At 34.8% G+C, this 22,810-nt stretch carries 20 protein-coding genes and 3 pseudogenes; 4 read left to right on the top strand and 19 right to left on the bottom strand.

The features are described from left to right. Nucleotides 1-6 precede the first annotated feature (6 nt). The 12 genes and pseudogenes from CS063_RS04095 to proC all read right to left on the bottom strand — a co-directional run bounded on the left by CS063_RS04095 (nucleotide 7) and on the right by proC (nucleotide 10,244). On the bottom strand, nucleotides 7-1,332 hold the full coding sequence (locus tag CS063_RS04095) for a flagellar hook-length control protein FliK (RefSeq protein ID WP_099448406.1): 1,326 nt from the start codon (nucleotides 1,330-1,332) through the stop codon (nucleotides 7-9). Between the two features lie 12 nt (nucleotides 1,333-1,344). Further along, complete coding sequence (locus CS063_RS04090) at nucleotides 1,345-2,154, bottom strand: MotE family protein (RefSeq protein ID WP_143452440.1); 810 nt, start codon at nucleotides 2,152-2,154, stop codon at nucleotides 1,345-1,347. A 180-nt stretch (nucleotides 2,155-2,334) separates the two neighbouring features. Continuing rightward, a complete protein-coding gene (locus CS063_RS04080) occupies nucleotides 2,335-2,607 on the bottom strand; it encodes a hypothetical protein (RefSeq protein ID WP_099448404.1) in 273 nt (90 codons plus the stop codon). An 8-nt stretch (nucleotides 2,608-2,615) separates the two neighbouring features. Continuing rightward, a pseudogene (gene fliI / locus CS063_RS18120) lies at nucleotides 2,616-3,916 on the bottom strand (flagellar protein export ATPase FliI). A 2-nt stretch (nucleotides 3,917-3,918) separates the two neighbouring features. Continuing rightward, nucleotides 3,919-4,683, bottom strand: coding sequence for a FliH/SctL family protein (locus CS063_RS04070; protein ID WP_180270671.1), 765 nt, complete (start codon nucleotides 4,681-4,683; stop codon nucleotides 3,919-3,921). Further along, nucleotides 4,676-5,689: a flagellar motor switch protein FliG gene (gene fliG, locus CS063_RS04065; protein WP_099448402.1), complete on the bottom strand. Its 1,014-nt coding sequence runs from the start codon at nucleotides 5,687-5,689 to the stop codon at nucleotides 4,676-4,678. The genes CS063_RS04070 and fliG overlap by 8 nt, the downstream gene beginning before the upstream one ends. Further along, entirely contained in the window at nucleotides 5,689-7,275 is a 1,587-nt protein-coding gene (fliF, locus tag CS063_RS04060) for a flagellar basal-body MS-ring/collar protein FliF (protein ID WP_099448401.1), read from the bottom strand. The genes fliG and fliF overlap by 1 nt, the downstream gene beginning before the upstream one ends. Nucleotides 7,276-7,309: 34 nt before the next feature. After that, nucleotides 7,310-7,618, bottom strand: coding sequence for a flagellar hook-basal body complex protein FliE (locus tag CS063_RS04055; protein WP_099448400.1), 309 nt, complete (start codon nucleotides 7,616-7,618; stop codon nucleotides 7,310-7,312). A gap of 17 nt (nucleotides 7,619-7,635) precedes the next feature. Further along, nucleotides 7,636-8,076: a flagellar basal body rod protein FlgC gene (flgC, locus tag CS063_RS04050; RefSeq protein ID WP_099448399.1), complete on the bottom strand. Its 441-nt coding sequence runs from the start codon at nucleotides 8,074-8,076 to the stop codon at nucleotides 7,636-7,638. Between the two features lie 15 nt (nucleotides 8,077-8,091). Beyond that, a complete protein-coding gene (gene flgB, locus CS063_RS04045; RefSeq protein ID WP_099448398.1) occupies nucleotides 8,092-8,460 on the bottom strand; it encodes a flagellar basal body rod protein FlgB in 369 nt (122 codons plus the stop codon). A gap of 312 nt (nucleotides 8,461-8,772) precedes the next feature. Next, nucleotides 8,773-9,354 (bottom strand): hypothetical protein, encoded by a 582-nt coding sequence (locus CS063_RS04040; protein ID WP_099448397.1) that lies wholly within the window; start codon nucleotides 9,352-9,354, stop codon nucleotides 8,773-8,775. A gap of 89 nt (nucleotides 9,355-9,443) precedes the next feature. Further along, nucleotides 9,444-10,244, bottom strand: a complete 801-nt coding sequence (proC, locus tag CS063_RS04035) for a pyrroline-5-carboxylate reductase (RefSeq protein WP_099448396.1) — start codon at nucleotides 10,242-10,244, stop codon at nucleotides 9,444-9,446. 133 nt (nucleotides 10,245-10,377) lie between these two features. Between proC and CS063_RS04030 the strand changes: the two genes are divergently transcribed. Together CS063_RS04030 and CS063_RS04025 are read left to right on the top strand one after the other, a co-directional pair. Next, on the top strand, nucleotides 10,378-10,821 hold the full coding sequence (locus tag CS063_RS04030; RefSeq protein WP_099448395.1) for an NfeD family protein: 444 nt from the start codon (nucleotides 10,378-10,380) through the stop codon (nucleotides 10,819-10,821). A 3-nt stretch (nucleotides 10,822-10,824) separates the two neighbouring features. Further along, nucleotides 10,825-11,757 (top strand): SPFH domain-containing protein, encoded by a 933-nt coding sequence (locus CS063_RS04025; RefSeq protein WP_099448394.1) that lies wholly within the window; start codon nucleotides 10,825-10,827, stop codon nucleotides 11,755-11,757. Nucleotides 11,758-11,821: 64 nt separating this feature from the next. On the opposite strand, the gene purB is transcribed toward CS063_RS04025, so the two are convergent. The 6 genes and pseudogenes from purB to CS063_RS03995 all read right to left on the bottom strand — a co-directional run bounded on the left by purB (nucleotide 11,822) and on the right by CS063_RS03995 (nucleotide 18,769). Further along, a complete protein-coding gene (purB, locus tag CS063_RS04020) occupies nucleotides 11,822-13,252 on the bottom strand; it encodes an adenylosuccinate lyase (RefSeq protein ID WP_099448393.1) in 1,431 nt (476 codons plus the stop codon). A 209-nt stretch (nucleotides 13,253-13,461) separates the two neighbouring features. Beyond that, a complete protein-coding gene (gene rny, locus CS063_RS04015; protein ID WP_330400967.1) occupies nucleotides 13,462-14,997 on the bottom strand; it encodes a ribonuclease Y in 1,536 nt (511 codons plus the stop codon). Nucleotides 14,998-15,192: 195 nt separating this feature from the next. Further along, a pseudogene (recA, locus tag CS063_RS18115) lies at nucleotides 15,193-16,247 on the bottom strand (recombinase RecA). A gap of 72 nt (nucleotides 16,248-16,319) precedes the next feature. Then, on the bottom strand, nucleotides 16,320-17,555 hold the full coding sequence (locus CS063_RS04005) for a competence/damage-inducible protein A (protein WP_099448391.1): 1,236 nt from the start codon (nucleotides 17,553-17,555) through the stop codon (nucleotides 16,320-16,322). A gap of 72 nt (nucleotides 17,556-17,627) precedes the next feature. Further along, entirely contained in the window at nucleotides 17,628-17,963 is a 336-nt protein-coding gene (locus tag CS063_RS04000; RefSeq protein ID WP_099448390.1) for a YHS domain-containing protein, read from the bottom strand. Between the two features lie 116 nt (nucleotides 17,964-18,079). Further along, entirely contained in the window at nucleotides 18,080-18,769 is a 690-nt protein-coding gene (locus CS063_RS03995; RefSeq protein WP_180270670.1) for a YesL family protein, read from the bottom strand. 278 nt (nucleotides 18,770-19,047) lie between these two features. Between CS063_RS03995 and CS063_RS18110 the strand changes: the two are divergent. Then, nucleotides 19,048-20,258: pseudogene (locus tag CS063_RS18110) on the top strand (argininosuccinate synthase). Between the two features lie 21 nt (nucleotides 20,259-20,279). Then, nucleotides 20,280-21,665: an argininosuccinate lyase gene (argH, locus tag CS063_RS03985; protein WP_099448388.1), complete on the top strand. Its 1,386-nt coding sequence runs from the start codon at nucleotides 20,280-20,282 to the stop codon at nucleotides 21,663-21,665. A 64-nt stretch (nucleotides 21,666-21,729) separates the two neighbouring features. Here the strand turns inward: argH and cobT are convergent, their stop codons facing one another. Then, nucleotides 21,730-22,800, bottom strand: coding sequence for a nicotinate-nucleotide--dimethylbenzimidazole phosphoribosyltransferase (gene cobT / locus CS063_RS03980; protein ID WP_099448387.1), 1,071 nt, complete (start codon nucleotides 22,798-22,800; stop codon nucleotides 21,730-21,732). Nucleotides 22,801-22,810: the final 10 nt, after the last annotated feature.

Genomic DNA, 22,810 nt, shown 5'->3' with positions numbered 1-22,810 from the left:
CCTCCTTTATACCATATAATCAACTTGATTTTGGCTAATGTTTTCTCTTATTTGCTCTTTCTCTTGACTTATTTCTTCAGAATATAAATGTTTTTGGATAAGTTCCTGTATACGTCTAGTTGACTTTTGCTTTTGTTTTTCCATGTGAGAGTGATGAGAATTTTGTCTTACATCCACCTTTACTTCACCTACTTGTAGTCCTTGTTCTTGTAAGGTTTCTTTAAGCCTACCTACTTCACTTAAAATTAATTCCTTTGTACGGTCATTATCAACTTTTATATCTGCTACAAGAATCCCATTTGTCTCTGTAAGCTTAATAGATAAATTGCCTAATTCCTTTGGAGAAAGTTGCATATTTACTTCTTGAGTATTTAAAAAAGTCTTCATTTCAATCCTATCAATGATTTGATTAGTGAGTGGTGCTTCTCTCATCGCTTCATTCAAGTAATTAGTTGCTAGTTGACCTTCTCCATTTTTTATTTGAAAGCTGTGAGTAAAGCCTTGTATAGGCACACTAAGTCCTAAACCAAACTCCTTTAAATTAAGAAAAGTCTCTTCTAGATTTCCATCTGTATGATTTGCTGCTACTTGCTCATTATCTTTTTCTCCTCCTTGGGCAGCAACTTCTAAGTTAGCTATCGTTTCCTGAAGCATAAGTCCTTTCTCATTCACAGCTTGTTCATTTCCTTCTATCACGTCTACCACTTGTTGTACTAAACTATCTTCCTCCCCTTTATCCAAAGCTGTTACTTGAGTATCCACGACTTTGTCAGTTATTATTTTTTCCTCTACTAAAAAGCTTCCTTCTTCCGTTTCAATTACTTTACTTTGAAGTATATTATTTTCAAAATTTTCACCTAAATCTTGAAGCTCTTCAAATAACTTACTGATATTTTTCAAATTGACATTAGCTAATAATAACTCACCTTCATTTGTTTCTTGATAGATTGCTCCAATAAAATTCTTAAAATGATCTAACTGCAATAAATCTATTGGCTCTAGCTCTAATGTTTGCAATGTCTCTATTAACTTCTCAACAGGAACCTGTAACGCAGTACTCATTAGAGAGAGAATTGCTTCGTCAGGTTGTATCTCTTCTTCTTTAGTGGTCTTTGTCTCTAAAGAATTCTTCTTATTTACAGCCTTTATCTTATCATTTACAACACTTTGAGTCTTATTCTTATTATCCAGATTGGTTGCTTTATTTAAAGCCGAATCAAAACTCACCTTCTCCTTTTTATTGCTTTCCATCGGACGTGATGCTGAATGCGTACTTTTAAGCTCTACACCTGCAGTGTTAGAGGTTAATACTAGAAGCGCTGAATGATCCATTCCTCTCCCCCCTTATTGTATTACTTTATTTTCTTCTGGTGATACAAGTTTAATGACAAGCGCTGCATTTTGAGCACTCATATTGCTAAGTATTAGTGATCTACGTTCTGACTGCATACCTTTAACAACTACTTTAACTAGTTCTGGATCTGTCTTTATAAGCTCTTCTAAAGCTTTAGCAGCTTGTTCTTCATCCATGTTAGCTACCATACTACTAAAATTTTTCTGTTCTTTTGTAGTTATTATATCTATCTTAATATCTTGATAAAGCTTTTGAGCTATATCAGGATACATTTTTTCAAATTGACTAATAAATAAATTTTTATCTGTTTGAGCAATTTGGGCATCCCATTCTTCTTTTTGCTTTAGGAAATCATCATATTTAACTTCATATTCTTGAAGATTTTTAATCTTAGCTTGTAAGCTTGTTATTTCTTGTTCTTTTAAACTTACTTGTTGATTAAGCGTTTCAATCTCTAACTTTTTTTGCTCCAATTCCCGAATAAGTGTATCTTTATTTAGATCTACATAAGGATTTTGCTCTATCTTCTCTTTAAATAGCTTATTTAGAAAAGGGATATCTGCTACTTTAGGAGCTATAAATTGATTAATAGGTTTTCTAAAAGAATATCCTATTCCTACCAATGCAAGTAAAAGAATTAAAAAAACAATTTTACTATTCCGACTCTTGTGCTTTTTTCGTTTCTTGGATAAGGGGAAAGCATCTGGAGCATCTGCAAGTACTACCTTATCTGGACCCAACTTTTTACCTGGGTTAGTCCTATTTTCTGCATCTTTTATTTTCTCTTGCTTCTTAGCCATTTTATCCTTCACTTCCTTCCCTTGTGCTATACTTATAGCTTACAATACCATCAACAATAAGCTGCTCTTCTTTTCTTTGTTCTTCATTAAATTGTTCTTTTTTAAGTTCTTTAAGATTCTCAAGGATTTTTCTTTCTTTAACTGCTTCGTAAAGTTCTTGTCTTTTTTCTTCTATCTTTACTATAGCTTTTTCAATTTGAAGTTCTTTTTTCTTGTATTTTTTTTTAGCATATAATCTGCATAAATGCGTGAAACCTTTAATGCTTGAATATTAACATTCTCTCCCGCTTCTTTTTTTAGATTCTGACAAACCAAATTGTATTCTTTCAACAGAGCTTCTTTTTGGCTTACTAAAATTTCTTTCTCCCTATTAGCTAGACCTAGTTCTCTCTTTTTAGTATCTTCTATATTCCCCTTAAGAGAAAGCACAGATTCTAATTCAAATTTAAACATTGTATCACCTAATTAACTATTTGACGCATTGTATGCAGTGTCGTTTCAAAAGGTATTTTTTCCTCTACTGTTTGACAAAGAAACTGATTAATGGGTCCTATTTTTTCAATAGCCTTATCGATTTCTATATTACTTCCTTTATTATAAGCACCTACATTGATAAGATCTTCTGATTCTCTATAAATAGCTAAGTGCTTCTTAATTTCTCTTGCATAAGCTTTATGTTCATTAGAAGTTATATCTCCCATTACCCTGGATATACTTGCTAATACATCTATTGAAGGATAATGTCCCTTATTAGCTAACTTTCTCGATAAAACAATATGCCCATCTAATATTCCTCTAGCAGTATCTGTAATCGGTTCATTAAAGTCATCACCATCTACAAGAACAGTATACATACCTGTTATACTACCTTTATCGGAGTAACCGGCCCTTTCCAATAGCTTTGGAAGAGCTGCAAATACAGAAGGAGTATAGCCACGTGAAACGGGTGGTTCTCCTGTAGCTAATCCAATCTCACGCTGAGCCATAGAAAAACGTGTTAAAGAGTCCATTAAAAGTAAAACATCCTTCCCTTGATCTCTAAAATACTCCGCTAAAGCCGTAGCAGTCATTGCAGCTTTTAAACGAATAAGAGCTGGTTGATCAGAAGTTGCTACAACTACAATAGAACGTGCTAATCCTTCTGCCTTTAAATCCTTTTCAATAAATTCTCTTAACTCTCTCCCTCGCTCTCCTATCAAAGCGATAATATTAATATCAGAAAGCGCATTTCGTGCAATCATTCCCATCAAAGTACTTTGCCTACTCCACTCCCAGCAAATATACCAATACGTTGACCTTTTCCTACTGATAGCATGCCATCAATAGCTTTAACTCCTAGGTATAATTGTTCCTTTATTCTATTTCGTGTTAAAGGATTTGGAGCTTCATTATCCATGGGTACACTTATCTCACAGTGCAACTCTTCACCAGTTAAAGGTTCAGCACGCCAGTTTACTACATGACCTAAAAGCTCGAAACCTACTTTCACTGAAAGTTTATCACCGTAACTTTTCACTTTACACCCTGCTCCTATACCTTGTAAATCTGCAAGCGGCATCAGTAATACATGTTCATCTTTAAAACCTACAACTTCTGCAAACACTTCTCTATTTCCAGTTTTTGTTTCAATCACACAGACATCGCCTATATTACTAATAGGTCCAATAGACTCAATTCCCATACCAATAATGCGTGTAACCATCCCTGTATAAGTCCATAATTGTTTATTAGTTACCTGTGTATAGCGTTTTAAATCAATCATAATTACTCCTTATTAAGGTTTTGTAAAAGCTTAAGTTCTGAAATCACTCGTTCTAAACCTTGAATAACATCATACTCAATACTTCCCTGTGCTGTCACTACTTTACAAATCGTATTGGATAAATGATTATCTGCCTCTATTTCAACTTGTTTACCAAGTGCTTTGAGGGCCTTTTCTTCTTCCTCAGTTAGACGTTCTAAAACTTGTGGTGATACTTTTATATGTATCTGATCTTCAAAATTTTCATGGCTAAGCATACGTTTTACAATACAAGTAAGCCATGCCGTATGATGATAAACCTCTTCACCTATGAGATAATCCAAAAGTTTGCAAAGCGTCTGTACAAGTTCTCCTTCTGTTGCTGCAATAAGTGCTTCCTTTTCTTCATAAGCTTTTTGCAAAATGACTTCTGCTTCCTGGTTGGCTTCTATCTTCCTATTTTCCTTATAGTCTTCGCCCTCTTTGAGAATTTCTTCTTTGCTTTGAATAGCCTTTTCAATGATTTGATCAGCTTCTTGTAATGCCTCATTAATGATAACGCCTTTTTGACGATTCGCTTCTTCTATTATTTTCTCTGCATTTATTTGTGCCTCTCGAAGCATATTTTGGATATGTTTTTCCCAACTTTGCTCTCTTTCTTCTTGTCCCATATTGTTTTGATTTTCATCATTATCCATATAAGAAGCTACATAGTTTGTTTCGCTTCTATCCTTTAAAGCAATAACTGTTTGGTTACGAACACGTCCCCCTTTTATGATACTAGACAATGACCTCATCTCCTGCTCCACGTGATATGACAATTTCTCCCGCATCCTCTAGCTTACGTATAATATTAACAATCTTCTGCTGCGCATCCTCAATTTCTTTAACACGCTTTGGTCCCATGTATTCTAAGTCTTCCTCAATCATAGCTGCAAGTCGTTTAGAAATATTACTCATGATGACATCTTTAACTTGTTGACCTGTCCCTTTAAGTGCAATAGCTAGCTGATGATTATCCACTTCTCTAAGAACACGTTGTATAGATTTATTATCCAAAGTGGTAATATCCTCAAACACAAACATACGTTTTTTAATAACTTCAGCTAATTCCGGATCTTCAATCTCTAAGTTTTCCATAATATTTTTCTCTGTCCCACGATCAACTTGATTGATAATATCTACGATGGAATCAATACCACCAATAGTTGTATAATCCTCTGAAACAAGTGTTGAAAGTCTTTTTTCAAATTCTTTTTCAATCTGGCTAATCACTTCTGGTGATGCACGATCCATCAAAGCTATCCTACGAGCTGTATCAGACTGCATTTCTGATGGTAATGAACGTATAATTTGAGCTGCTTGTGATGGCTTTAAGTAAGATAAAATTAAAGCGATTGTTTGGGGATGTTCATTTTGGATAAAGTTTACAAGCTGAGCAGCATCTGTCTTTCTTGCAAACTCAAAAGGTCTTACCTGTAAAGAAACAGTTAACTTATTAATCACTTCAACTGCCTTATCAGCTCCTAATGCTTGTTCTAGCAATTGTTTAGCATAGCCAATACCACCCTCTGCAATATACTCTTGTGCCAAACACATCTCATAAAATTCACGAAGCACCTCTTCCTTTGCCTTAGGAGAAATTGCTCGAATACTAGCAATTTCCAAGGTTAGCTGTTCAATATCTTCTTCTTTTAAATACTTAAAAATCTTTGCAGATTTTTCCGGACCTAAAGCAATTAGTAACATTGCAGCCTTTTGTTTGCTATTGTATTCACCTTTTGCCAAACTCATCACTCCCACTCTTCCTCAGTTAACCAATTGCGTAATAAGTTTGCTACCGCTTCTGGTTTTTCATCTACAAATTTATCAATTTGTCGTTTTGTTTCTAGTACTTCTTTTAACTCAATTTCCTCAAGCTCTACTTCTTCTTTAGCTGTCTTAAGCATTTCTTCTACTTCTAGCTCGGGTTCAATCTCTACCACTTCTTCTTGTTTTCTAAATTTCATAACAACTACAACAACAAGGAGAAGTACAAGTAAAATAAGTATAAATGGTAAGTAGTCTTTATAATCAATACTATATTCTTCTTTATCAATAAAAATAGGATTCTCATAACATTGCACCGTCACTTGTTCAATCCCTGTTGCACTTTGAATAGAAGCTATCAAGTTTTCATCTACTGCTAAAGGAACCTGCTGACTATTTTGCTCTTTAAATTCTTTCCAAGTCATGGTCCCTAAAGTTTTCTCTAAGTCTTCTTCATTATAAATCTTATTTTTAAATAGATTGACTGCTAAAGAAGAGGCTTTTAAATCAGGTTCACCTACATTCTTAATCGAAGTAGCTACCTTTTTATCTGTTACATAAGTTACCTGTTTGTTACTTTCTTTCGTTGTACCCGTTCCACCATCTCCCATTTGGTAAGTTGGTGCATCACCGCCATTATTCGCTACGCCTGGCTCATCTCCATTTTGTGTATTAGTTGAAGAGGCACTACTTACTGTTTCACTTTGGATAATTCCTCTTGGATCATCCTCAAATTGTGGTGTATAGCTTTCACTGACTTCTTCATATTGATCATAATCAAAAATAAGGTTTGCACTAATCCGTACATCACTATACATAGCACCTAATAGTTCATTTACTTTATTTTTTATCTCATATTCGGCAGCTTGTTTATGTTCTTGCTGCTTGCTTAGGCTAAAGCTCTGTTCATCAGCCCCACTGTACAAATTATTACCTTGAGTATCTAATATGGTAATATTTTTAGTATCTAAATTTTGCACACTACTTGCAATTAATCTTGCAATCCCTTCTATTTGTTTTGAAGTTAATGGATTTGCCAGATTCAATATAACACTTGCACTACTTTGTTGCTTAGATTGCAGAAAAGAATTTTTTTCTTGCGGAATAACTAGCTTTACCTTTGCTGATTTTATATTTTCAATTGTCTCTAAACTTTCTTCTAGGTCAACCCGATTATATTCATCTAATTTAACCTTCTTATCATTTTCTGTAGTAGACATAGAGTTAGCCATAGCATCACTAAAACTATAGCCTACTTTAGGCACATCTTCTTCTGCTAATGCCATACGGGCTGCACTGTAGTCTTTTTCATCAACTTCTATGGTAGTTCCCTCTGGATTTAATTTATATTCAATTTTCCTCTCTGTAAGTACATTGGTAATATCTGCTGCTGATTTAGCATCTACATCTGAGCATAATACTCTCATTTTAGGGCGTAGCATAAATGCTACAGCTACAATAGCAACTATACATGCTGCTATTCCAATATATATCCTTATCTTCTGAGATTGAGTCAAATTATTCCATTTTTCCGTTACCTGACTCGACATCTGTTTCAATGTTTCTTGCATTTATCCACCTCATCTCTCTATTTGAAGTAGGTAACTAGATATTCAATCTCATAATTTCCTTATATGCATCAATTAGTTGATTCCTAACTTGTAAAGTAAAATTTAGCATAATAGAGGATTTTTCTTGCGCAATGAGTAAACTATGTATATTATCATTTTTACCTGTTAAAAAGTCATAGGTTAACACCTTAGCCTCTTGTTCACTTTCATTAGTAGCTTGAATTAACTTTTTAGCTGCATCTAGTGCATCCATAAAACTTGTATCACTGGTTAATGTTGCTGCTTTATTTACCTTCTCAGTTCCTATAGAAGCACTTTGAAGTGCTTGAATCGCCTCAATCATTTTTAATCCCCCTAATATTATTTACCTATAGCTAATGCTGAATTTATCATACTCTTCATATTATTAAAAGCTGTTACATTGGCTTCATAAGAGCGGCTGGCTGAAATCATATTCACCATTTCTGTTACTATATTGACATTAGGCTGTTCCACATACCCTTGCGCATTTGCATCTGGATGTGTGGGGTCATAAACAACTGGAAAAGGACTGTTATCTTCTACAATTTGCGAAACCCTTACTCCATTATTTTGAGAGTTAATCTTTTGATTGAGTATATCACCAAAATTATTAGATTGGTTAGTAATTGACTCAAATAAAACAGTTTTCCTCCTGTAAGGTCCTCCCTCTGGTGTCCTTGTTGTATTAGCATTAGCAATATTCTGTGAAATAATATCTAATCTTAATCTTTGAGCGGTTAAGCCAGATGTAGATGTATCCATAGATCCAAAAAAACTCATTTTAACTCCTCCTCATTACTTCAAGGTTTGTAAGATTGTTTTAAATCGATTGAGTTGTGCTGCCGCACGAACTGTTAAAACATTATAGCGTGCTACAACCTTCGCTTCTTCTGCCATCTCTGTATCAATATCCACATTGCTACCATCTAGACGATAACTATATCCACTCTTATCCTCATAAACACGTGGTTTAAGCTCTGTTTCATTCAAATTATTTATACCCTTTTTATTTATTTCTTGAGCAAGTAATCTCTCAAATTCTACATCTTGCCTCTTATATCCCGGAGTATCTACATTACTAATATTATTACTAATCACAGTATGCTTCAAAACCGTAGCATCCAGTGCCCTATTCATGACGTTAATGTCTGAAAATAATTCCACCTTTTTCCCCCCTATATTCACTATCTATCTCATTAAAGTTTAAAAATCTACATTTAGTACACTTAAAGTAACATTTATAACAGTATATTAATTATATATTTATATTATATATAAATCAATAAATATTGATAAAAAGCTTCACTGCTTGAAAGCTTCTTCTTTTTGGTTTTATTGTAACCTTAGGAATCTTATTGTGTATTTTGTCTAAATATTTTAAAATTAACTATGAATTTTAACAAATATTGTTTTATTTTATAATTCTAATATGTATATATGATGATTTTATGACTGCTTTTAAACAAATTAAGACTTTTATTTATTTAATAATTCTATAATATAGCTAAATTTACAAATTTTAACCATTTCTATTCCCGCAATAAGACAACTTCCTAAAAAAACAGGTAGAAGTAGCCAATAATAATTTTGCACTAACATTTTATCAAATTGAAGCCTATTTTTTATAGCTTCCTTTCCAATTATTATCCCTATACCAACAAGCAATGTACCCTGTATACCAAAATGAATTATGCTTAATGCTAAACCCATTCCTCCATATCCTAATAAAAGAACTGTAATAGTATAAGCATAAGAAAATATCATACTACCTAACAAAAATAAAGCTAATGGCAGCGTTAACGTAAAAAGCCCCATTAGCCAAATCATAAACAGCTGTATACAGTAATGATACACTATTTTAACTATTTGTATATTCTCTAATTTGCCTTGTGTATTTCCTCTAAAGAAGTCATTTAGCAATACAAATAAAGTAGCCCTTTCCTGCTGCATCATCAAAGCATAACAGCTCCCTAATACAACACTTAATACAAAAATGACTTCTACTAACTCTAGCTTAATATACTGCATTCTCCACTTAATTCTTGTATTCATACGCATCTTACCCTCTCCTTAAAATTAGCTTGTCTTACATCAAACTATGATGTAATTTCCTTTTTTAGAACTTATAGGGTAAAATGTACTTTTTGCTATTGCTTCTTCATTTCTTCTGCCTTATCATAACACGCAAACATGGCTTGTATTACACTATTTCTAAAACCACATTCTTCGAGCTTCGTAACAGCTCGTATGGTTGTTCCACCCGGAGAGGTTACCGCATCTTTTAATTCCCCTGGATGTTTGCCCGTTTGAAGCACCATTTCACATGCTCCTTTAATGGCCATTGCTGATAAATTGTAAGCCATAGCGCGTGGAATACCTAAGCTTACTGCTGCATCTGCCATAGCCTCAATAAACAAATAACCATATGCTGGTGAACTTCCTGTTGTCGCAACTACTGCTGACATTAGTTTCTCTTCCACTTCCACTGCTACTCCAAAAGCTCCTAACCACTTTAATAGTTGCCCCTTCTGTTCTTCAGAAATTTCTCCTTGCTGATAGCAATAAGCAGTAATTCCTTCATTTATAAGAGCAGGGGTATTGGGCATCGTACGAACAATCTTCACTCCTTCTCCTAATAACATCTTCATTTGCTCAATACTATGACTTGGAGAAACAGTTATGATAATCTGTTCTGGACGTAGTACTTTTTTTACTTGTTCACAAACTGATCCATAATATTGTGGTTTAACCGATAATATAATGTAATCTACTTGTTCCACTAGCTCCTTAATTGTTTGAGCTTTTTTCACATTTGTCATTCCTGAAAATTTATCATAAGCTTTTTCATAAGTATCATAAACAAATAACCTTTTTTCTCCACTACTCGCTATAGCACTAGCCATAGCGCCCCCCATATTTCCAATACCAATAAATCCTAATATGCTCACTTTTTCACATCCTTCAATCTTTATTTTTTATTTATTATAGCATATCCAGTAAAGCTAGTAATATTTTTTCTTCTTTTTTCGTATTCTATGGTATACTATTTTATAACAAGTTCATTTTATAAGGAGGAGTGTTATGTGGATTTTATGGCTTGTTGTAGGCATTATCTTCAGTGTAGCCGAAATACTTTATAGTGGTTTTTTCCTTATATGGTTTGCTGCTGGAGCAATTGCTGCACTCATCACATCATTAGTTACTTCAAATTTTATTTGGCAAAGTCTTGTTTTCATCGTTGTATCACTTACGTTACTTCTTACGCTTACAAAACGTGTAGTCAAAAAACTTAACAAACCCCCAACCGTAGCAACTAACATTGACGGACTTATTGGAAAAAAAGGAATTGTTATTCAAGCCATTGGAAAAGATAATTTAGAAAATGGTTTAGTAAAACTTGATGGTGAAGTTTGGACGGCTATCTCCACCACAGGAGAACCCATCCTTAAGGAAACTTTAGTAACCATTAACGCAGTAAAGGGTGTCAAACTTATTGTTTCACCTATTATTAATCAGGAGGTTTAAAATATGTTCGCTCTAATTATTCTTATTGTCGTTTTTATACTTATTCTTACTTTTAGTTCTATCAAAATCATCAAACAGTCCACCGTTGGTATTGTTATGCGTCTGGGAAAATTTAATCGTCGTGCAGAAACAGGAGTAAATTTTATTATTCCCTTCATCGAAACAATTTATAAAAAGGTAGATTTACGTGAAATGGTTATTGATTTCCCACCACAGCCTGTTATCACCAAAGATAACGTCACTATGCAAATTGATACAGTTGTTTATTATAAAATCACAGACCCTGTATACTATATTTTCGAAATTGCCAACCCTATTAGTGCTATCGAAAATCTTACTGCTACTACTTTACGTAACATTATTGGTGAATTAGATTTAGATGAAACACTCACTTCAAGAGATGTCATTAATACAAAACTTCGCGTCATCCTAGATGAAGCTACGGATAAATGGGGAATTCGTGTCAACCGCGTGGAGCTTAAAAATATTCTTCCACCTAAAGATATCCAAGAAGCTATGGAAAAACAAATGCGAGCTGAACGCCAACGTCGCGAAGCTGTTTTAACGGCTGAAGGTCAGAAGAAAGCTGCTATTCTTCAAGCTGAGGGAGAAAAAGAAGCTACAATTTTAAGTGCCGAAGCAAAAAAAGAAGCTCTTGTTCGTGCTGCTGAAGGACAAAAACAAGCTGATATTTTGAGAGCTGAAGGTGAAGCTGCTGCTATATTAAAGCTTCAAGAAGCTAAAGGGGAAGGTCTTAAAGCTGTTTTTACAGCTATTAAAGATTCTGGTATAGACGAAAATATTCTTGCCATTCGTTCAATGGAAGCTCTTGAAAAAATTGCAGAGGGTGAATCAAGTAAACTTGTCCTTCCTTCCGATGCTATTAACTTTTTAGGTACTTTTAAAGGCATCAAAGAAGTTCTTAATTCAAATTAACTTTATCAAAAGAGGGCACATCTTATTGGGATGTACCCTCTTTTTAAATTCTATCAAGCCAAACTTAAACTCTCACTTCACCCTGAACACCTAATATTTCTCGACTACTCTCTAAAATAGGATAAATTATATTTTGCAAAAAGTCGTCTACTTGAAGTGCTGCGCACCCAATAAAGTTCTCTGGTTTTAAAATCTTGTACAGTTCTTCTTCATTCATTTTAAAGGTACCATCCTGAATGATACGCTCGATCAAATCATTTGCTCTACCTTGTTCTTTTACTTCAGCTGCAGCTTCCATAGAAAGAACGCGTACACGTTCATGTAACTCTTGTCTATCTCCACCACGTTTTACACCTTCCATTAAAATTGTCTCTGTAGCCATAAAAGGTAGTTCTGCCATAATATGCTTTTCAATAACTTTTGGATAAACTACTAAATTAGAAGAAACATTTAAGTAAATTTCCAAAATAGCATCCACTGCTAAAAAAGCTTCTGATACAGCAATACGCTTATTTGCACTGTCATCTAGTGTCCTTTCAAACCATTGTGTAGATGCTGTAATAGCTGGATTAAGAGTATCACAAATTACATAACGTGCAAGTGAAGAGATCCTTTCTGTACGCATAGGATTGCGTTTATAAGCCATAGCAGAGGATCCAATTTGATTTTTTTCGAAAGGTTCTTCAATTTCTTTTAAGTGTTGTAAGATACGAATATCATTACTAAACTTATAGGCAGATTGTGCAATTTGACTTAAAACATTTAAAACAATAGAGTCAAATTTACGAGTATAGGTTTGTCCTGTCACAGCATAAACCTCCTCATAACCTAGTTTCTCAGCAATCTTCTTATCTAAAGCTTTTACCTTCTCATAATCTCCTTCAAATAAGGTAAGGAAGGTTGCTTGAGTGCCTGTTGTCCCTTTAGCACCACGTAACCTTTTTTTAGCTAATACTGCTTCTACTTCTTGCAAATCTAGCCATAAATCTTGAAGCCATAAAGTTGCCCTTTTACCCACGGTAGTTAACTGTGCAGGTTGAAGGTGGGTAAATCCTAAAGTAGGAAGTCCCTTATACTTATCAGCAAAATGTGCTAACTTATCCATAACATTTATCAATTTCACACGTAACAATTCTAGTGCTTCATACATAATAATTAGATCCGTATTATCACCTACATAACAACTCGTTGCCCCTAAGTGAATAATAGGCATAGCTTGAGTCGCTTGCTCTCCATAGGCATGTACATGAGCCATTACATCATGTCTTACTTTTTTTTCCCAGGCCTCAGCCACTTCATAATTTATATCCTCTTGATAACGTTTTAGTTCTTCTATCTGCTCATTCGTAATAGCTAAACCTAATTCTCTTTCCGTTTCAGCTAATACTACCCATAGCTTACGCCAAGTTTTAAATTTCTTCTCCTCTGAAAATAGATAAAGCATCTCTTTACTTGCATATCTGCCTTCTAAAGGGCTTTTATAAGAATCTCTCATGGGCTCAATCCTTTCACTCTTTTAATTTATGTCTTCATTATAAAGAAATTTTAGTTACTTTACAAGATTTTTCGAACATTATAGCTTTAATTTATATTTTTGTTCGCATTTATTTTTATAATTAGAATGCTTACTCTTATTTTTCCACTTTTTTATCCTATTAATCTTAAATTTAACATCAAAAAAGCACAGGATATTGTCCTGTGCTTTTATTTTGCATATTCAGTAGCACGTGTCTCACGAATAATACTTACTTTGATTTGACCCGGATATTCTAAATCATTTTCAATTTGTTTTGTTACATCTCTTGCTAAAAGCACTAAGCCATTATCATCCACTTCTTCTGGTACAACCATAATGCGAACCTCACGCCCTGCTTGAATCGCAAAAGATTTTTCTACTCCCTTGAAGGAAGTTGCAATCTCTTCTAATTTTTGAAGACGTTTAATATATGTCTCTAGAGTTTCTCTTCTTGCCCCTGGACGTGCTGCTGAAATGGTATCGGCAGCTTGTACAATGACAGCAATTGCAGTCTCTGGTTCCACATCTCCATGGTGCGCTTCCACTGCATTAATAACAAGAGGATTCTCTCCATATTTTCTACATAAATTAGCTCCAATACTTACATGAGAACCTTCTACTTCATAATCTACTGACTTACCAATATCATGAAGCAATCCAGCTCGTTTAGCTAAGCGAATATCTAAACCTAACTCTCCTGCCATAAGTCCTGCTAAATTAGATACTTCAATAGAATGTCTTAATACATTTTGACCATAACTGGTTCTAAATTTCATTTTACCTAATAAACGAACAAGTTCAGGATGCAAACCATGTACACCTGTCTCAAAAGTAGCTGCTTCTCCTTCTTCACGAATAAGAACTTCTACTTCTTTTCTTGCTTTTTCTACCATCTCCTCAATACGAGCAGGGTGAATACGTCCATCTACAATTAACTTCTCTAAAGCAACTCTTGCTACTTCACGACGAATCGGATCAAACCCAGATAAAATAACTGCTTCAGGTGTATCATCAATAATTAAGTCAATACCCGTTAACGTTTCTAGAGTACGAATGTTTCGCCCTTCACGACCAATGATACGTCCTTTCATTTCATCATTTGGTAATGGCACAACTGAAACTGTTGTGTCTACTACATGATCTACTGCACATTTCTGAATAGCATTAGTAAGGATTTCTTTTGCTTTCTTATCAGCTTCTAATTTTGTCTTAGCTTCAATATCTTTGATTAAAATAGCTGATTCATGTTTTACTTCTTCTTCAATTGTTTTTAGGAGGTATTCCTTAGCTTCTCCTAAAGTTAATCCTGAAATTCTTTCTAGTTCTTCTAGCTGCTTATTACGAAGGTTGTCAATATCTGCCCTAGTCTTATCTAACTTGTCTAACTTTTGTTGTAATTGGTCATCTTTTTGTTCAAGAACAACAGTCTTTTTATCTAAGGTTTCTTCTTTATGAAGAAGTCTTTTTTCCAGCTGCTGAAGCTCTGTTCTTCTTTCTCTTACTTCTTTGTCTAATTCATTCTTTACACGAATGTTTTCTTCTTTAGCTTCTAAAAGCATTTCTCTCTTTTTAGCTTCCCCAGTTTTAATCGCATCATCAATAATTTTTCGTGACTTTTCTTCTGCTGAACCAATGAGTGCTTCAGCGATACGTTTTCTATACAATACGCCACTAGAAAAGGCTATTATTCCAACAAGTACGATCAGTACAATGGCTACGATCACAATAATAACTATACTCTTTATATTACCACCTCCCTATAGTTTTTGAATGTGCAAATAACATCATAATTGTATAACTTTTTAAAAATGCTGTCAAGCATAGGGCAACCTCAGATTCCCATATATTATGAATAAATTTTCACTTTTGTAAATTAAAATAAATAATCAAATAAAAGGTAGAGCTTTCGCTCTACCTATCTACTCTTCTCCTTCATCTAATAGAGATAAATTTTCTTCAACCTTAACCCCTGCCCCAACTTCTGCTTCTTTAATCCCATAATGTTTTCTTACTTCATTTTCAATATCTGTAAGAAGCTCTGAGTGTTCTTTTAAATAGATTTTAGAATTTTCTCTCCCTTGCCCTAGACGAACGTCACCATAGGAATACCATGCCCCACTTTTATTAACAATATCAATATTAGAAGCAAGGTCTAAGACATCTCCTTCTTTAGAAATCCCCTCTCCATACATAATATCAAATTCTGCTTGTTGGAAAGGTGGAGCTACTTTATTTTTAACAACTTTTACACGTGTACGACTTCCAATAAACTCATTATTTTGCTTTAAAGTTTCAATCTTACGTACATCTAAACGTACAGATGCATAGAACTTAAGAGCACGCCCTCCTGTTGTTGTCTCATTACTTCCAAAGGTAATCCCTACCTTCTCACGAAGCTGATTAATAAAAACAACGGTACATTTGGATTTATTCACAACACCTGTAAGTTTACGAAGGGCTTGAGACATTAATCTTGCTTGAAGACCCATATGAGAATCACCATATCCCCTTCAATCTCTGCTCGGGGAACAAGAGCAGCAACGGAGTCAACAATAACTAAGTCAATAGCACCTGAACGTACCATGGTCTCTGCTATCTCAAGGGCTTGTTCACCATTATCTGGTTGCGAAATATAAAGTTCATCAATATCTACACCTAACTTTTTTGCATATGCAGGATCTAGAGCATGCTCTGCATCTATAAACGCTGCAATCCCACCACATTTTTGCACCTCTGCAATCATATGCAACGTAACAGTAGTCTTGCCAGAAGACTCTGGTCCATAGACTTCTATAATTCTCCCCCTTGGTACTCCCCCCACACCAAGAGCAATATCTAAGCTCAGAGAGCCCGTAGGGAAGGTTGAAATATTTGTATCAGTAGCTTCCCCTAGCTTCATAATAGAACCTTTACCAAATTGCTTTTGTATTTGTGAAATCGCTGCATCTAATGCTTTTTTTGATTCTGTATTCATTATCTATCACCTCTTTATTAATCGAACATTTGTTCTGTATCTATTATACCTAACTTTTCTGCTAATAGCAAGCTAAATTTGTCTTAAGCGCTTAAAGAGTGCATGAAGCGTTTTTTTCACTGTTTGTTCTCTTATTTCTTGCCGTGTTCCACTAAGATGAAGCTCCTCTACATAAGTCTCATCACCTATGGCCATTCCCACATAAATAAGTCCAACAGGCTTCTCAGGCGTGCCTCCCTCTGGACCTGCAATACCTGTTGTAGCCAAACCAATATAGGCATTTGCCTTAGCTTTTACTCCCTCTGCCATTTCCTTTGCTGTCTGCCTACTTACTGCCCCATAAAGGCAAAGCGTTTCTGTCCTTACCCCCACATATTTTTCTTTTGCCTCATTACTATAAGTAATGAATCCCTCTTTGTAGTGAGCAGAGACACCACTACAATTAATCAATGTCCCTGCTAGTAAACCACCCGTACAAGACTCAACCGTAGCAATGGTGTAGTGATACTTTTGAAGGAGCTTTAACAGTGATTCTTCTAAACTATCTTCATTATATCCAATAATATAATCCTCTAAACAAGAAAAGAGTTTATTTTTCATATTTTCTGCATATTCTTTAGCTTCTTTCACTGTTTTACCCTGTCCTGTTATACGCGCAATAACCTCATAATTTCCCACATAAGTAGCTACATTGACTGTAGTAAATTCACCCAAATAAGGTGCTATTTTTTCAGCAAGTGCACTTTCACCAATCCCCATAAGTCGTATATCTAAGGTATATATACCTTTTTTAAGTTGCTTTTGAAAATAAGGTAATACCTCTCCCTCTAATATTGGCTTCATCTCTTTAGGAGGCCCTGGTAAAAGTACTATAAAACAATCTTCTACCTTTAAAATACATCCTGGCGCTGTCCCATGATTATTGGTTAATAAATAGGCTCCTTCTGGAAAAGCTGCCTGTTTTTTATTATTGTCTGTCATCTCTATCCCCAATTGGTTAAAGTAATTTTGCATCCCTAAAAGACAGTCTACACTTTCTTTAATAGGTCTTTTTAAATAACGGCAAACTGCCTCTTTTGTTAAATCATCTTCTGTAGGCCCTAATCCACCTGTAAATACAATAAGTTGACTACGCCTAAGTGCTAGCTCTAATGCCTCTTGAATGCTTGCTTGTTCATCCCCTACAGCACTTTGATAATAAGTCATGACTCCTATGGTCTGTAAGGCTTTTGCAATAAAACTTCCATTTGTATTTACTGTATGCCCCGTTACAATTTCATTTCCTACAGCAATAATCTCAGCCTTCATCCTACTACCTCCCTACTTTTTTCCTCTTTAATTATACATCTTCTTCCTAAGTTATAACAAAAAAGAAGGCAATTATTCATTACCTTCCAAAGTATGCTCTTTTACAAACCTTTCACGACACTCCCAAGAACAGAAGAAATGCTCTTTTCCCTCTCGCATCACGCGATAAGCATCTGTTTTTTCTATTTCTTTACCACATATAGGGTCTACAACCAATTCTCTAGTTATTTCTGAAGGAGTTGGTATTTTCTCAATCACTTTAATCTCACCGTTTATAATACTAATCCCTTGTATATTAGGGTTATCCTTATTCATCTTTAAAATCTTTCTTATTTTTAACATATAACGTATTAAATTAAATAAACTTACTAACATAATAACTACAAAAATATTTAATACTAGTTCCATTTTTTCTACACCTCTTTCTCTAAAAATGGGTAGTTTCCCTTAACTAGTGTATGAATATTCTTCTTATCCATACCTATCTTGTGGAAGAATTTTAAATTTGGATACACAGCATGAGCTTATTGCTGCTCATTGGTAGTTTCCATATAATCTTCCTCCTCTAACTCTTCAGCCTGTGCGTTTTTAGTCGCCTCAACCTCTAAATATCTTGAAAAAATACCTTGAACAAAGAACGAATCAATGGCTACATTTATTCCTGGTGCCACTAAAACTATTAATGGCATTTTAAAAATAGCTAATAAAACTGCTATTTTAGCTACTGTTAAAATAATGGTTGTCAATAAATGACGATGTACGAGTACAAAGGCTGTTGTAAACAACGTATAACTTTTCATATGAAAACGAGATAGTAGTGCCCAAATATAACTTGAAAGATGTGTCGCTTCAAAAATAAATACCATCCCTACAGGTACTATAAATCGCATAACACCTTTTAGATTATCATTGAGTAACCCATCTACAGCCATAAAAACATATAAACTCCCACTTATTACCGCTATTAAAAATATAATAGCTAAAGGAAGTGATTGCTTAAAATTCATCTTAAAACTATAAAAGAAATCTCTTGTAATACTTGTTGACTCTTTACGCATCTTTTTTCCTAATACATAATAAAGAGCTGTTGTCGAAGCTCCAACAGTTACAAGCGGGATGCTACAAATCCACCAATAAAGTGAAAGTATCATCACATCTGCTACTTCTGACAGCCATACCCATACTGGTGCATCTAAATCAAATAGGCCTTTCATTCTAAAATCCTCCTCAAATATGTTCATCAAATAGTATCATTATACAATAGGGTTCCACACTTTTCTATACATTTTTGATCCTACATTCTATATTACCTACAATAAGGTATTTCTATTATAACTCTGATTGGATGTATACAATATGAAGAAAAAGCTTTATACTAGGAATAACACAAGGAATTTTAAAATATTTTTTAAAAAGGTATTGTATTATACATAAATAGGTGTATAATTATGCATAAACACTAATATATATTAAGTTTAGGAGGATTTGTTTTATGAAAGAAAAAGTTGTACTTGCTTATTCAGGTGGCTTAGACACCTCTGTTATTATTCCATGGCTTAAAGAAAATTATGACTACGATGTTATTGCTGTTTGCATTAATGTTGGTCAAGATGCTGAGCTTGTAGGTCTTGAAGAAAGGGCCTTATCTATGGGGGTTAGTAAAGTTTATGTTGAAAATGTAAAAGATGAATTTATGAAAGATTATGTCTTTCCAATGATTCAATCCGGAGCAGTTTATGAATCAAAATATTACCTTGGTACATCTATTGCGCGTGCTGTCATTGCTAAAACTTTAGTTAAAGTAGCACTTAAAGAAGATGCTGTCGCTATTTGCCACGGTTGTACAGGTAAAGGAAATGACCAAATTCGTTTTGAACTGGGTATTGCTGCACTTGCACCTCATCTTAAAGTCATTGCTCCATGGCGTATTGGGATATCTCTTCTCGCGAAGAAGAGATTGCTTACTTAGAAGCTAGAAATCTTCCAGTCCCTATGAAAAAAGAAGACAGCTACAGCCGTGACCGCAATATGTGGCATATTTCTCACGAAGGTTTAGAACTTGAAAATCCTTGGAATGCACCTAACTACGAAACACTTCTTAAACTAGGCGTTTCTCCAGAACAAGCTCCTGATAAAGCAACACTTATTACCTTAACCTTTGATAAAGGAATACCTACTCATTTAGATGGCAAGGCTATGGATCCATCTAGCTTACTTGAAAAATTAAATGAACTCGGTGGAGCTAATGGTATTGGTATTGAAGATATCGTTGAAAACCGTGTGGTAGGCATGAAATCCCGTGGGGTTTATGAAACACCAGGTGGTGTCATTCTCTACAAAGCACATGAAGAATTAGAACATCTTACTCTTGATCGTGAAACTTATCGTTACAAACAAGAAGTGGCTCTTGAGTTTGCTGACCTTATTTACAATGGTAAATGGTTTACTCCTCTTCGTGAAGCTCTTCAAGCTTTTGTAGAGAGTACTCAAAAAGTCGTAACAGGTGAAGTAAAACTTAAGCTTTACAAAGGAAATATTATTGTACAAGGCTCTCAATCTCCTTATTCGCTTTACAGTGAAGATTTGGCAAGCTTCACAACAGGTGATCTTTATGATCACAAAGATGCTGGTGGCTTTATTACCCTTTATGGTCTTCCATTACGTGTAAGAGCACTTATGGAAGCACAAAACAAGAAAAACTAATTGCGCCTAAGGAGGTCACCAATGAAATTGTGGGGAGGCAGATTTGCCAAAGAAACAGACACTTTAACAGATCATTTTAATTCATCTATTTCTTTTGATCAACGACTTTACAAGCAAGATATTATTGGAAGTATAGCTCATGTCACCATGCTTGCTAAACAAGGGATCATCAAAGAGGAAGAAGCCCTCTGTATCAAAAAAGGACTCATGGATCTTTTAGAGGCTATTGAAAAAGGAGAAGTAAGTTTCAATGAAAAAATGGAGGATATCCATATGAATATTGAAGCATTACTTATCTCTCGTATTGGTGATGTTGCTAAAAAAATGCATACAGGGCGTAGCCGTAATGACCAAGTTGCTCTAGATGTCCGCCTTTATGTACGCGAAGAGGTTAAGGAACTTCAAAGATTACTTCTTACTTTAATGAATACACTGATTGAACTAGCAACTGATCATACTGAAACGATTATGCCCGGTTATACCCATTTGCAACGTGCACAGCCTATTACCTTTGCACATCATTTAATGGCTTATTTTGAAATGCTTAAACGTGATTATAAACGTTTAGAATTCACTTATCACACTACTAATTCACTTCCACTTGGGAGTGGTGCTTTAGCAACGACTACCTATCCCCTTGACCGTGATTTTGTAGCTGAACAATTAGCCTTTGAAAGCATTTGTGAAAATAGTATAGATGGTGTATCTGATCGCGACTTCTGCCTCGATTTACTTTATAGCCTATCTACCTTAATGATGCATCTAAGTCGTTTTAGTGAAGAAATTATATTATGGAGTTCTCATGAGTTCCATTTTATTGAACTCGATGACGCTTATAGTACAGGAAGCTCCATTATGCCACAAAAGAAAAACCCAGACATCGCTGAATTAGTACGTGGAAAATGTGGCCGTGTGTATGGCAATTTACTCAGTCTTCTCACTACTATGAAAGGACTTCCTCTTGCCTATAATAAGGATATGCAGGAAGATAAAGAACGTATTTTTGACAGTATTGATACCCTCACTATGTGTCTTCCTATTTTTACAGCTATGGTAAAAACTATGAAGATTTGTCCACAAAATATGTACAAAGCCGCTTCTGGTGGCTTTACTAATGCAACTGATGCAGCAGACTATTTAGTAAAAAAAGGACTTGCCTTCCGTGATGCTCATGAAGTTATTGGTAAACTGGTTTTACATTGTGTAACTCATGATACTTCTCTTGAGGAACTATCACTCGATATTTATCAATCTATTCATCCTATTTTTGAAAAAGATATCTATGAAGCTATTTCACTTACTACTTGTGTAAATGGACGCTCAGTAAAAGGTGGTCCTAGTACAGCAGCAGTTAAAGCTCATCTTCAAAAAGCAAGACTTTTTATTACTACCCATTCATTTGCTTAAAAGAGCGTACGACTAAACGAATTTTCTTCGCTTAGTCATACGCTCTTTTTATAAAAAATTTCCTTTATTTCCAAACATCCATATAATCTTCTTTTTCTATATTAGCCTCTTCAAAAGTACCCATTGTCGTTAGTACAGAATGGGCCATATCCATAAGCTGAAAAGTAATGGGACATCCTGTCCCCTCACCGAGTCTCATCCCTAATTCAAAATAAGGTTTAAGTTTTAACTCATCCATCACAAGATGCATGCCTTTTTCTTCTGAAAGATGAGAAGGAAAAAGATACTCTCCTACTAAAGGATTAAGACGATAAGCACATAAGGCTGCTACAGCTGCAATAAAACCATCAATTACTACAGGTTTTTGATAATAACTGGCTCCTAAGTAAACACCACACAAACCAGCTAAATCTAATCCTCCTACTTTACTTAAAACATCTATCACATCTTCTTTGTTAGGGTTATGTAAATGAATAGCACTTTTGATGGCTTCTACCTTACGTTTAAAGGTTTCTTCTTTTGCACCTGCACCTTTACCTACTACCTCTTCTATCTCTTGATCTAAAAGTACACTTAGTACAGCTGATGAAGTCGTTGTATTTCCAATCCCCATCTCACCTGTTCCAAATATCTCATAACCTTTTTCCACATGCTCTTTAACCGCTTCAATCCCTACCTCAATAGCCTGAATGACTTCACTTCTTGTCATCGCTACTTCTTTGGTCATGTTCCCAGTGCTTTCTCTTACCTTTTTTTGAGCGATAAGGGGATGTTCTAATTTACCCTTCACACCAATATCGACAATATATATATCCGAATGGCAAAAATGACTCATTCGATTAATCCCTGTAATCCCTCTTGTGAAATTATAAGTTACCGTCGCAGTTACTTCCTGAGGGCATTCGCTTATTCCCTCATCACATACGCCATTGTCACTACACATGATAATAACTACCTTTTTATCAAGTTTTAACTTTTGACTGCTTTGAATACTACAAAGGCGATAGTAGATCTCTTCTAATTTGCCAAGTGAACCTACAGGTTTGGTAAGTCCATCTAAATATACTTCTGCTGCTTTGGCATGTTCAGTAGAAGGAGCCTTGATATTGTTTAAAATGTGCTGTAAGTTTTGCATAAGCTGTCCT

It is taken from the genome of Sporanaerobium hydrogeniformans, from assembly GCF_002735925.1.
GTDB classification, from domain to species: Bacteria; Bacillota; Clostridia; order Lachnospirales; family Cellulosilyticaceae; genus Sporanaerobium; species Sporanaerobium hydrogeniformans.
The sequence above is the reverse complement of the archived record's forward strand: the minus strand, read 5'-3'. Positions and strand labels throughout refer to the sequence as shown.